The sequence below is a fragment of the Mucilaginibacter gracilis genome (assembly GCF_003633615.1).
Classification (GTDB): domain Bacteria; phylum Bacteroidota; class Bacteroidia; order Sphingobacteriales; family Sphingobacteriaceae; genus Mucilaginibacter; species Mucilaginibacter gracilis.
This window is the reverse complement of the sequence record NZ_RBKU01000001.1, coordinates 2,173,479-2,187,136: the sequence shown is the minus strand read 5'-3', so window position 1 is coordinate 2,187,136 and position 13,658 is coordinate 2,173,479. Positions and strand designations below refer to the sequence as shown.

Sequence of the window (13,658 nt, the reverse complement as noted above, 5' to 3'; positions counted from 1 at the left end):
TCCTTACTTATATATCGGTGTAAGCACGAACGAATCCAGATTCAACTGCCCTACTATGGTAGGTATGAACTTCAGGCGGATGTCTCCACTTTGCTTGAAGGTGTAGTTTCCTACAAAAACCTTTTGTTCAAATAAATAAGGTCCGTAGGCTGTACCATAATTAAGCGGTTTGCCAATCAAGTCGTTACCACACATCAGCTGAAAAGTACCCCTACCGCCAGACTTGTAATTAGCTTCGATACGGTAAGTTCCTCTCCTTACACTCTTTACTACAGTAACCAGCGAATCCGTCAGTGCGGAGGGTACATAAAACAGATCGTTGATTGTTCCCCGTGCAGTTCCAGTACCGCTTTCCGCGTATATGCGCCAGCTACCTGATGCTGTGGTAGGTGGCAGCGATCCCGGCGGAAAATTTGCTACGCCCCACTCATAGCTGGTGGCCAGGCTGAAATAGTGCCATATCTGCGTTCTTTTAGAAGTCTTACTATCGAGGGTTGTGTCAAACACCATGTGTTTATCCAGATTATGGACAATACCGTTTCGCATCAAGATATCACTTGCCGACAATCCGATAGTCGAATTGTTGATCAGCTTAAGATCAGCGAGGTTAAAATAGATCCAGCTACTGTTATCCAGCGTCAAAATCGTATTGTCATAACGCTCTATCAGGTTCAAACCCGGGTAAGCCAGTGTGTGCGGGGTATAGGTTGCGCTAAAGGCAGAACCGCGAATGATATGGTACTGCATCAAACTCTTGAGATCGGCAATCGGCATATTATCGAAAGTAGTAATCCCTGCGGCCTTGAGCACATCGTTCGTTTCGGCAAAGAGTGTCAAAGCAACGCGGGTATTATTTTTATCATTGAGCAGCGTTAAGGTATCAAGCAGCCCGGCACGTTGTAAACCCGCCGTCAACACGCTATAAGTTGCAGGGTTTTGACTTAGGAACTGACCAACGGTTAAAGTCGGCGGGTCAAGCACGGCATCCATCTTATGTACCAAGCCATTAGAGAAAGCAATATCGGTTTGATATACTTTGGCGATCCCATTGGCGATGGAATTGTATTTATAACCTTTAGATATATCGAGCGTCAGGAAATCTCCCGCACCTGATGGCACTGCCTGCGGGCCCTGAACAAAATTCGCCGCATATAAACGTGTCGGCAGTATCAGGTAGGTTAGCACAAGCTTCATTTGGTCGGTTGAAAAGTCCGTAATAGCGGCTTTCCCTTTTCCTTTAATGTACTGTTTCCATGCGTTGTTATTCGGCGCAAAAAATGTAAACTGCCCATAGGTATCTAGCGTGGCATCCATTTTCGCTATCTGAAGGGCCTGGATAGTCAGCGTTAGTGACGTATCCTGCTTGATCTGATCCAGCATCAGTGATTGGCGTTCCTTAACCATATAGGAAAGCTCAGTGTCCCGGCATCCGAAGCAGGCAGTCACAATACAAACTATGATAACCCTGATTAGCAAGATTCCGGGGGCGGCTTTTTTATGTGATAATATTTTCATCATTTCATTCATTTAAAAAACGATTAACTTATTTATTCTATAAATAATATGGATTCTGAACAAGCAATGGATTCCGGTTAAGCTCAGTACTGAGGATAGGGAGATACCAACTTCTCGGATCGATAATTCTTGAACGGATTAACGCTCTTTCGCCCACTGTACGCCCTAAACTCACGGCAGTAATAAGCAAATCTGGGTTGTTGTCATTGGTAGCTTCCCGTACAAGGTCAAACCATCTTTTTCCTTCCATAGCCAGTTCCATAGCACGCTCCTTCAAAATATAGCTCTCTATCAGCGTACCGTCTACAGTACCGTCAATGCCAACATAGGTGGCTATACCAGCCCTTGAACGTATCTGGTTCAGCAAATTAATCGCTTCCTGTTTCTGGGGCACATCCAAATGCGAGAGTGCTTCAGCGCGTAAGAGCATGATATCAGCAAGCCGATAAATTATAAAATCTGGATCATCGGTTGGCCTTGAGATATTTGTTGTGCCGTTCACACTTAGCCCGCTATATTTCCAGAAAACGAATGAGCCGGCATTAACGTAGGTGTTGTTAAGCCCTCTCACCACATCTTGTTCTATGTTATAGTAATTTGTAAGAACAGGGTTAACGGTAAAGTTTCCGGACACGCCTCTTAAACTATTGTTTTCTGAAATTTTATAGTCAAATTGAACTTCAAAAATACTTTCTGATGTGTTTTTTTGAGCGAAAAGGCTGAACCAACTAGCGCCAGACACCAGGGAATACAAGCTATTATCCAACACTTTTTGCGAAGCATCCACAGCTTGTTGATATTTCGCTCTCCACAGGTAAACATCCGTCAGCGTGGCGTAAACCGCCCCTTTACTTGCAAAGCCCCTTGTTTGTTGAACAGAAGAATATTGCACCGGTACGACGTTAGCTGCAAACGACAGATCGGCCTCTATCTGATCTAAGACTACGGAAGAAGAAGATTTGGGCACCCTAAAAGTCACGTCATCGCTGCTTGAAGCGCTCAAAATCAAAGGGACGTCCTTGAACGCACGCACCAGATAGAAATAGCCCAGGGCCCGGAGAAAACGTGCCTGCCCAACAATGGCATCACTCTTTTGTTGTGTAAAGTTACGGTCAAGATTAACAATACCGGGCACTGATTCAATTACGATATTGGCGCGGCCAATCATCTTGTAAACCGCTGTCCAGTCTGATGCGATACTGATATTCGTTGTAGCATCGGGCGAAAACGACTCGTAGTAGGGATAATTTGTGGTACTTTGAATTGTAGCTGTCACCAAATCTCCCCGGAATTCTCCCCAGTTCAAAAATTGGGTAACACAGCCCTGAAGGGCATCGTAAACCCCAACCATGGCTGCGTTGGCATCCGTTTCATTCTGAAAAAACTGGTCTCTGGTCAAAGAGTCAGCTGGCTTTTGATCCAGAAATTTGTTACAGCCATAATTAGTTACGGATAAGGTTAGGATAACCAATGCCATAACCCGCCGGCCAATTTTTTTTATAGAATTAATTTTCATCATTATTCTTTTAAATTTTAAAACTTCACGTTAAGGCCAAACAGATAATTTTTAGTTTGAGGGGTATATCCCTGGTCTACACCCACGAAGGCGGGATTATTGCCTACATAGATCTCGGGATCTGCACCAAGGTAATTGGTTAGTGTGTACAGGTTATTGCCTGTTACGAACATATCCAGGTTAGAAAGGTGAAGTTTTCTCACAAATGCCGGCGAGAACCTGTAACTTAACGTGAGCGACTTTAACCTTGCATAAGAGCCATCCTCTACCCACCTTGTTGAGGGCAATACATTTCTTGTATCTGTACTTAAAGCCCGGGGCATATCGGTAACATCGCCCTGAGTGCGCCAGCGCCTCAGTACCGATGCCGCCTGATTATTGGTATTAGTCATGCTTTCCAGTTGTAGTCGCATACCGTCTATGATATTATTACCATACTGGTATTGGATAAAGCATCTCAAACTCCAGTTTTTATAGGTGAAAGTGTTGTTCATCCCCCCAAAAAATTTAGGGTTGGCATCACCTATCCGCACCTTATCCTGGTCGTTGATAACCCCGTCGTGGTTAAAATCTTCGTATATGGCATCTCCCCCTTTATAAACATTTCCTGTCTCGCTGCCAATATGCATCAAACGCGGGGTAGTTCCATTTAATTCGTATACAATGTTTCCGTTCTTGTCGTGTACAACGGCATCGGCGTCACGGGCATACACTCCTTTAAATACCAAACCATAATAGGTACCCAGGGCATCCCCTTCTTTGATCTGTGAGGTAAAACCGCCAAAACTATCGGATGTTGTTACGGTTCCGCCAGGCAGAGAAAGTACTTTATTAATATTGGTGGCAATATTGAAAGATGCGTTCCAGGTAAAATTTTTGGCCGCAATTGGCGTACCTGTCAGGTTGACCTCGATACCCCGGTTACGGATATTACCTAAATTTGTCAATATAGTAGCACTTTGAGCACCGGAAGGAATTGGTATACCACTGCTTGCCGGCACAGGAAGATTATACAATAAATCTTTAGTAACACGATTATACACATCAACTGTTAACCCTAACCGATCGTTAAAAAAGCCGGCGTCTAGCCCAATGTTAGTTGACTCACTTGTTTCCCATTTCAAGTGGTTGAGCTGGGGATTGGTTTGGCTCACACCGCTTAATCCGAGGTAATTTGCACCCTGGCCAAACTGGCTGATATAAGCATAGTTAGGTATGCCGCTGTTTCCGAGTTGCCCCCATGAAGCCCGCAGCTTTAGGTTGGTTATAACCTTGCTGTACTTTAAAGCTTTCAAATTAGATATCCGCCAGTAAGCACCAGTTGATGGAAAATACCCGTATTTATTGTCACCGCCAAATTTGGAAGAACCGTCCCGGCGTATGGTGAAATTCAATCCGTAGGAATCATCGTATACCATATCCAACTTTGCGAATTGTGACAAGATTGCCTCAGTAGCATTAGCTGAGTAAACGCTGTTATAGCCCCCCGAATTCCCCAATGTCTGCATCGCGAAATCGGCAGTGGCATACGCTTGCGCGCTTAGCTGATTTGATTTGAACGTATTAAAAGTATTACCCAGTAAATAGTTGGTAACCAGTTTACGCCCAAAGGTTTTGGTATAGGTTAAATAACTGTCTGAGATCATTTGCAGACGCTCAAAATCGCGGGTATCTAACCGGTTAAACTGGTTACTGTTCCAAATTACCCCAGTTGCCGCTGCGGGCTGGAAATAGGTAGCGTTTTCCCCTACAAAGTCGAGAGATGCGGTACTTACAAATTTAAGATTTTTGGCGACCTCCAGTTCTGCGCGAATATTGGGTTTAAGATTGGTACTATATGAAGCATTAATGGATGTTGCTGCAAATGCAACCGGATTGTCTTGAAAACCGTAGAAACCACCGTATGACATATAATTGGGCAATGAGCTGCCATCAACATAGCTCACATCATAAATAGGCAAGGCTGGCGAACGCACCAAAGAGTTGAAGTATAGTGTACCACCACCATTATTTGCTAAGGCATTTACCTTACTTCTGGTGAAAGCGATATTTGCAGTAAAGCGCAGTTTGTTAGACACTTTATAATCCAAATTAAAGCGACCTGTAAAACGCTTGAATCCGGTATTAATCATTGAGCCTTTTGCATCACTATAAGATGTTCCGAAAGAATAACGCGCACTTTCGCCGCCACCCTGCAGTGTCATGTTATAGTTTTGGGTTAAGCCCAGTTGCCTTAATGCGGCTGGCCAGTCTGTATTGGCCTGATAGAGCCAGTAAAACTGGTAGGTTGGGTCGTCAACTAACGGTAATAAGGTGTTTGATGAAGGGTTAATGTTACCATTGTTCTGTTCTGCTTCCAGGCGCATCACCTTATATTCGCTGGCATTGAGTACAGGTATCGGCCGCGGGCTTTGCAATAATACAAATTGTGTATTCAAAACAATACTCGTTGCACCAGGTTTTCCGCGTTTGGTGGTAATTACTATTACACCATTTGCAGCCCTGGCACCATAAATGGCGGCCGCATTGGCATCTTTCAGTATATCGATCTTCTCAATATCATTGGGGTTGATATCGGCAATCGGACTAACACGCGCATAATTGTTCCCGCCGTTGGTGTTATCAAACGGGGTAGAAATGATTGGTACACCGTCTATAATGTAAAGCGGATCGTTTCCTGCTGAGATAGAACCCTGTCCGCGAATGGTAACCGTTGCGCCACCTCCCGGATCACCCGAGTTAGATGTGATCTGTACCCCGGCAGCCTGGCCTTGCATCATCTGATCAATCGAAGTCGCAGGGAGTCCTTGCAACATCTCCGAAGTCACCGTTGATACAGCGCCAATCTTATCCCGTTCAGATACATCACCATAACCGGTTGATATCTTTTTTGCGCTTTTCGCGGTCACCTCAACTGCCATCAGTTCATTTGATTCAGCCTCTTTCAGTGCCGCGTTAATCACCGTTTTATCCCCTATGGGTAGCGTTAATGATTGAAAGCCAATGTAAGCGAACCTGATTTTGTGGCTTTTGGAGGATACCTTGATCGTATATTTGCCATCAATATTTGTAACTGCCGCAGCCACCTGACGGTCGTTTTCATTTACTTCAACAACGGTAACGCCAGGTATGGTAGCTTTGGTCTTAGCTTCCGTTACCGTTCCTGTGATTACGGCCGCAGTACTTACCTGCGCACCGGCATCCATGGAAATACTCCATAGCAGCAGTATAAGCGCTACACAGGAATATATTGTTATAGATTTATTTCTTAACATCATCAATAAGTTTTGTGATTATTGTTTAATTAGACTTATGAGCGCTATCTGTTACTGAGGTATTAATAGCTGGTTTATCTTATACACATAGCCAACATTGCTTGGCCCAACGCTGAGTACAGGAAAAATAACAGTAGCCGTATTACCTGTTGGGCTGGTTATGATGGTACCCGTACTGTCAAAAGTAAGCTGCTCTGTGCCGCTAAGGTCCGTACTGAACACAGCATTGGGAAACGTTGTTGCTGCCTGATTTGAGTTAACCACATGAACTTTGAGCAAATTGGCCAGGGTAGTAGTTGTGAGCGGCGCGCCATTTAACGTCATAGCCGTAAGGTTAAACCCTGCTGCAGCAAATGCCGCATTTGTGGGGGCAAAGTAAGTACCAGCTCTGGAGCTAACGCCGTAAGTACCTAAAAGCCCGGCTTTCTGAATTGCCAGCCAATACGTGGTGAGGTCTGGGTCACTTGTTGCCTGCCCAAAGGCACTTTTTTGAAAATCAGATATCGGGAAAGTGGTGTTGATAATATGGATCACGCCATTACTGGTCTGGATATCAGGACGAACAAACGATGCAGCAGTTAAAGCGGGTACAGTAGAACCATTAACCGATGCCAATACAGTTGGTCGCTTGATCAAAACCGCCGAAGAAACACTTTGATTGCCGATAAAATAAGATTCAAGAACTCCTTTTGCATAAACAGGCGAGAGGGCGGCTATCTTATCGGTTACTGTATTACTTATTTTAGCTAATGCCGGGGCAATCAGCGGATCGAGTACGGCATTTGACGGCATTAGTACAGTGGTAAAAACAGGATCACCACCCTGGTCGGTCGCCAGGCTATTAACCTTATATTCAAGCGCGGTATATACCGTGTTTAAAAATGGATAAGACGTGTAAAATGCGGAATCGATCAGCCCATCATGATTCTTATCAAAACTATTGAACTGATCGTATGTTCTTGCTGAACACACTTTCATCAGCCGGTAAAATGTACTGGTATTTAGTTGCGGATCTGTAAGAAACTTTTGTTCAAGGTTAGGGCTGGGTATCAGCACCTGCCCTATCCCGTGGATAACGCCGTTCTCTGCACCGATGTCTCTGAGGCTCTTGATGATCGGTACACCGTTTACCTTCAGCGTGTCATTGGCACTAATGTCCACATTTACGAATTTTTTACTCCTGGTGAGAAACAACGACTGCTGCGATGTTGTATATCTTACTTTAAAATCGTAATAATACCACATGTTATTTACAATGTGATAACTGAGGATAGAAAACAAAGTATCTATCGGCACATCGTTAACGGAAGTGTAGCCCTTTGCCTTAAAATAAACATTGAATGCACTGTCGGTAGGCGCAAACACTGTATACAAGCCGCCTTTTGATATAAAAGGGTCGATACTGGCCCTTTGCAGACCAGCCGTAAAAATTGAAAATTTGGGATTACTCTGTAATTTAGTAAAAAGATATCCTCCCTTTGTATTCGAACTGTCTTGATAATACTCGTCGAAACGGCTTTTACAACTGCTGATGGCAAAAACAACAGCAATAGCCAGCAAAACGGCTGTAATGTATCGGTTGAACATAAGTTTGTTTTGTATAGGTTTAATCATGTCTTATTTAATTAAGCGTATATGGGATTTATTGGAGCAGGAAGCCAATAAAAGTGTATTCGCGGATTTCTATGCGTGTTATTCGTCCTGCTAAATGTCAATATGACACTAAACGAAAATAACGCGCCGAAGCAAGTGTATTCATGTGCTGTCCATTTTTTTGTTGCGGATTAAAGAAGGTTAATAATTTGGTTTAACAGGTAAATGATACCTGCAGTATTGGTTCAATTCAAAAGTCGATTTTACCTAACTCTCCTTATGTCTCAATTGTCAAATAAAGTAGTCGGAATGTTTAATTAAATTAAGTGCCTTATTATCAGGCAATTGAATTATTAAAACATGTATTAATTGCATATTTGGCGTATTATTTTTAATAATGCCTTAGATATTATAGAAGTGAACCCGGGTAGCGCACCACAAACTCACTTACAGAACAAAAATGAGATGTATATTTAAACAGGTAATCTCTGGGAGATTTAATTTATTGGGAGGTGGGAAATTTGGACGGTGATAATTCCTAAAGGTTATTTATAAAATAAACTGTTAATTGTGTCCGTTGTAGATAATCTGGCACAGCTTAGCTCACCCGGGAACAGCCCCGTTTGCCTCCGGTTTTCCCGGGTGTACTTGCTGCCCTTTATATTATTAATTGCGAAGATGAGGTGGTAAAATACAGGAAATATTACTCAGCGGAAATTACAACCGGTTTTGCGTGATTGCGTTTTGAATTAAGGTATTCTGAGGGCACCATACCATATTTATTTTTAAACATCCTCGAAAAATAACTCGGTGTGCCAAACCCTGTCATGTAAGCAATCTGGGCAATATTCAATTCGCTGTTTTCCAACAGGGCGGCTGCTTTCTCCAGTTTAATACACCTGATATACTCGATCGGAGATAAGCCCGTCAGTTCGATAAGTTTATAATAAAGAGAACCTCTGCTCATTCCTACATGTTTACTGAGTTCTTCAACCGACAGATCAGAATCACTTAACTTGGACTCGATGTATTTCATAATCGAATTTAAAAGTTTCAGGTTACCCGATTCAGTAACTACTTCCTGCCCTACCAATTGGATCTGTTTAGAATAAGTGTCCTTCAGGCTTTTGTTCAGATCAAGAAGATTACCGATTTTGGTGTTCAATATCTGAAAGTTGAAGGGCTTGGTTAGGTAGTCGCTCGCGCCGGATTGCAATCCGGTAAGTTGTTCTTCTTCGCCTGTCATCGCCGTAAGCAATATCACCGGTATATGGCAGGTCCTTTTATCTTCCTTTATTTTTTTACTAAGTTCGATGCCCGACATCAGTGGCATATTGATATCACTAACCACAAGCTGAGGATGGTTGCCGAGGGTTTTCTGCCAACCTTCCTTACCGTCACCTGCCTGAATGATGTTGTAATATTGTTTGAGGTGATCTGCCAGGTATGTGCGGAACTCTTCATTGTCTTCAACAAGCAATATCGTGATTTTTTTTTCAATCAGTCTTATGCCTTCGCTTCTCTTCGGGTTACAAGGTACTGATTCCGAGGTGTTTGAAATACAAGAATCGGAAGCAGTTGATTCCTTACCATCCGTTTCAGAAATGCCGCTTTCGTCAAGCTCAGGGAAAACGGGCAGGTCAATTACAATACACGCTCCGCCCGACAGATTATTCTCAGCATGAATATGCCCACCGTGAAGATTCACAAACTCTTTCGTTATCGCCAGCCCAATCCCCGTTCCCTGGTTGAGTACAGCCTGCGTTTGATGCTGATAAAACCGGTCGAATATACGGGTGAGATCTTCCGATGGAATACCGATGCCCCTATCCATGATCCTCATAATCAGATGCGGTTCGCCTTCAATAACCTCGCTAATCTCCAAAAACATGGTAATCTGCCCTCCCTTAGGTGTAAATTTAAAGGCATTAGACAATGTATTGAAAATAATGCGCTCAAGCTTATTATGATCAAATTTGGTAGCCCATGCCTTACATTTGCTTTCTACCGAAAAATCAATTTCCTTTCTGGCCGCAACATCCTTAAAGGCGTCGGCGGTATCTTTAATAAAATATATAACATCTCCCGTTTGCAGGTGTAGATGGAGTTCTTCTTCCTCCATCTTTCGGAAGTCGAGCAACTGATTAACCATATTCAGCAACCTTCGGGCATTCCGGTTAATCATTTTAACATCCTCCTGGGCTTCGTTCGCTAGTTTTCTCTCCAGGAGCTTTTCTACCGGCGCCAAAATTAATGATATCGGCGTACGGAATTCATGGCTAAGATCTGTCAGAAATTTGATCTTTAGAAGGTCAAGTTCATGAAGCTGGTCGGCCTCACGGCGCTCCTGTTCCATTAGCTGTTTAACCTGTATTTTTTCCTGCTGTATTTCAAATTCCCGGCGGATTTTCCGAATTCCTCTTCGCCTCAGCCATAGTAAAAACGCCAAAGTAGTTAAAAAATAAAAACCATAAGCGTATCCTGTTCTCCAGAATGGCGGGGATACGATAATCCTGACCTCTGTAGGAGGCAATACCCAATGCTTGCCGTCACTACTCGCCTTAACCTGAAATATATAAGTTCCGGGATCCAGGTTAGTGTAATTAGCAGTCCGCCCATGGTGTACATAGTTCCAGTCCTTATCAAAACCAACAAGTTTGTAGGCAAACTGATTTTGTTTGGGTGCGGTATAGTTGAGGGCCACGTAGGATACGGAGAAATTTAAACCATAATGAAGGTTAATCTCTTTAGCCATCCCAATCTGCTCCTTTATTGGCGAATTTTCACCCGGCGTAACAGATTCATTACTCACATTAAGGTCTGTCAGCAAAACCTGTCCGGGGCTGCGTGTATCAGGCAAGGTAGCTGGGTTAAAAAAATTAAACCCCTCTAAACCACCAAAAAACAAGTCGCCATTGGCCGATTTCATTGTTGCTGCGGTAGTAAAAGAGCTTTGCTGAACCCCGTTTTCTGCGTTAAAGTTCCGGAAAGTTTTGGTGCTACGGTTAAAAGAGCTGATGCCCCGGTCGGTACTTACCCATATGAGTCCGGAGTTATCCTCCAGGATACCTTTAACCATTCCGTTTCCCAATCCATCTTTTTCGCTATAGGTAGTTATTTTGTGGGTTTGCTCATCTAAAAACGAAAGTCCTCCTTCTGTTGAAAGCCAAAGCAGCCCATCTTTACTAAAAAACAAATGCTCCACAACATCGTAAGGAAGCTCTTTATGCGCTCTGGTATAATGAATAACCTTACCGGTTACAGGGTTAAAAACTGCCAGCCCTGTTCCTGCCGAACCTATCCACATATCCCCTTTCGGCGACTTTGCGATCGAACTGATGAAGTCGTTCAAAGGCAAAGGTTGTTTAAACCCCGGGGGAAACGTGCTGCTGTTAAATTGCTGAAACGTCCGAAGCTTGAAGTTATAAATATTAACTCCGCCTCCTATAGTTCCGATCCATAAATTACCCCGTCCGTCTTCGGCGAGGCTGTTAACATTATCATTGTTTAGCTGTCCTTTCCCGGCGGTAAACTGCTCGTAACTACCATCACTCAAATTGATCCGGAAAAGTCCGTTACGGTAGGTCCCCGCCCATAAAAATCCGCTCTTATCAATATATAATCTAAAAACCACTATTCCCAAACCCGTCTTATCCAACTTGCTTTTGATTATAAGTGGTTTAAATAAGCCTGTTTCCCGGTTAAAAACTTCTATTCCTGCGCCGTCCGTTCCTACATAGATCTGACCGTTCGCCGACTCGGTGAAGGAAAGCACGCTGTTAGACCTTAAACCCCAGGGATCGAACGGATCACTTTGTTTAAGGTTAAAGAGCGGCAGGTTTTTATCATATTTGGCTATGCCACGACCGAACGTGCCGACCCAGTAAATGCCCGTATTGTCGATATATATACTTCTGATAGATTTGCTTTTAAGGCTAAAAAGATTCCTCGGGTCGGGCTGTAAAACCTGAAACGAGCCGGTTAAGGGGTCCAGTATGTCCAGGCCTTCTTCGGTACCTATCCAAACTTTCCCGTCCTTATCTAATTTTACAGCAAATACAGCGTTACTACTGATAGCGTTTGCCCCATCGGTGCGATGCCTGTATACTTTCAGGGTACCGTCGGGCTTTAATTGGCCCAGCCCATCCAATGTGGCCAGCCAAATATCCCCCTTCCGATCTTCGGTTATACCTTTAAAGGTACTGTTTGATAAATTAACTTGTGCATTTGGCTTCCATCCGTATTTTTTTACATAGCCTTTTTGACGATCATATAAAAACAACCCCTTATTAGTACCCACCCAGATTTGACGCCTGCTGTCCTCGAACAATGACAACACGACGAACGAATAATCCATATTATTTGGTGTATCATGGAATACCATACGCGTGGTATGCCCGTTGCTAAGGTCAATCAGACGGAGATTTCCATAAGTCCCTACCCATAATTTACCTTGATCATCCTGTAAGATTGCACGGGGAGAAACGCTACCCTGTTCCGGCCAGGAACCATCGGTTGGATAAGATACGATCCTGTCCTTGGTCCGGTCATAATAACTCAAACCACCCGCTCCCGTGCCTATCCATATTTTACCAGTCCGGTCCTCATATAACGAAAGCACCTCATTGCCGGGCATAGAGGCAGGATTATTGGGCTCATGGCGGTATATGGTAAAATTAGTACCATCGTACCGGCTTAAACCATTGCTTGTGCCAAACCACATCAAACCATACCGATCCTTAACCATCGTATAGATCGTATTAGAAGATATGCCCTCTTTGGTAGTGATGGATGTGAAATTGATAATGCCCTGAGCTGAGCTCACAACCGTTTCGCAGAAAAAAAGGCATAATAATGATACCCCTGTCCATAATCTCCTCATAATACTGGTATTTAACGAAAACACAAAATGGCTATGCCGCTAATTGGTTATAATAGGTGTCGTTTTGACAAATATAATTAAAGCAATCGGTTACACAAACAAAAAAATATTATTTTCATAAATAACATGCCCTGATTAACTTATCAAAAAAAATCATTAGTAATCGGTTGCACATTATTTAATCAATCCTTATTTCGCACTAAACCAATTCATAAAAATAGTAAATTACCGCAAGAAAACGACGCGGGAAATTAATGACCGTTAAGCCTAACCCAAGAAATTAATGACTATAATTATCTGTAAAGTTGAATTTTATTTAAGAACTCGCTTATAAATTTTCCTGCAACGTCATCTCAAAAAAAGCTCCCTACTACGCCATCTGTATTACTCACAGTTAATTCGTTGTTAAAGTTACGTGCAATATTCTATCAGATACCTACAATATTGTTTCGGATACCGCGATATTTCAAATTCACTTAATAGCTCCTCATATAGAATAAAAAATATTGCTATATCCATCCGCCTTGAATATATGTAGCATTGATTTGGACATTAGTCACATATAGTGCGCAATCAACGACGTTAATTTGAAAACCAATTATATTCTAAATCATGTTTACTACTTTATCTGCTCTGCTTACCCAGGTTTGCAGGGACTGCGTACTCTATAACAAACTAATATTGAAGAAGTTAAGGATTATTTTAACCTCTTCTCTATTTATTATCCCGAATTGCATTGCCATGTGTGCTTTTTCGCCGGAAAGTGAAGCCGGAACGCCATTTGGCATGGAGCCGAAGCTTAAAGAGTTGCCAAATTTTTTAACTCTACGGCCAGTAGGGTACAATGCTCAACCATACTGCAACAGCGGAACGCCAG

The 13,658-nt window shown here is 42.9% G+C and carries 5 protein-coding genes; all 5 read right to left on the bottom strand.

The genetic code is table 11. The annotated features are described in order from the left end of the window. Nucleotides 1-3: 3 nt before the first annotated feature. Nucleotides 4-1,404: a fasciclin domain-containing protein gene (locus BDD43_RS09410; protein WP_162847014.1), complete on the bottom strand. Its 1,401-nt coding sequence runs from the start codon at nt 1,402-1,404 to the stop codon at nt 4-6. A gap of 148 nt (nt 1,405-1,552) precedes the next feature. Beyond that, nucleotides 1,553-3,034, bottom strand: a complete 1,482-nt coding sequence (locus BDD43_RS09405; protein ID WP_121197440.1) for a RagB/SusD family nutrient uptake outer membrane protein — start codon at nt 3,032-3,034, stop codon at nt 1,553-1,555. A 14-nt stretch (nt 3,035-3,048) separates the two neighbouring features. Beyond that, entirely contained in the window at nt 3,049-6,309 is a 3,261-nt protein-coding gene (locus BDD43_RS09400) for a SusC/RagA family TonB-linked outer membrane protein (RefSeq protein WP_121197439.1), read from the bottom strand. Between the two features lie 48 nt (nt 6,310-6,357). After that, nucleotides 6,358-7,893 (bottom strand): fasciclin domain-containing protein, encoded by a 1,536-nt coding sequence (locus BDD43_RS09395; protein WP_162847013.1) that lies wholly within the window; start codon nt 7,891-7,893, stop codon nt 6,358-6,360. 709 nt (nt 7,894-8,602) lie between these two features. Continuing rightward, nucleotides 8,603-12,724 (bottom strand): hybrid sensor histidine kinase/response regulator transcription factor, encoded by a 4,122-nt coding sequence (locus BDD43_RS09390; protein ID WP_162847012.1) that lies wholly within the window; start codon nt 12,722-12,724, stop codon nt 8,603-8,605. Nucleotides 12,725-13,658 lie beyond the last annotated feature (934 nt).

What these genes read in the sequence shown, in the direction of transcription:
- BDD43_RS09410 (WP_162847014.1), bottom strand. Translation starts at nt 1,404, where the DNA reads ATGGTTAAGGAACGCCAATCACTGATGCTGGATCAGATCAAGCAGGAT.
- BDD43_RS09405 (WP_121197440.1), bottom strand. Translation starts at nt 3,034, where the DNA reads ATGATGAAAATTAATTCTATAAAAAAAATTGGCCGGCGGGTTATGGCA.
- BDD43_RS09400 (WP_121197439.1), bottom strand. Translation starts at nt 6,309, where the DNA reads ATGATGTTAAGAAATAAATCTATAACAATATATTCCTGTGTAGCGCTT.
- BDD43_RS09395 (WP_162847013.1), bottom strand. Translation starts at nt 7,893, where the DNA reads ATGTTCAACCGATACATTACAGCCGTTTTGCTGGCTATTGCTGTTGTT.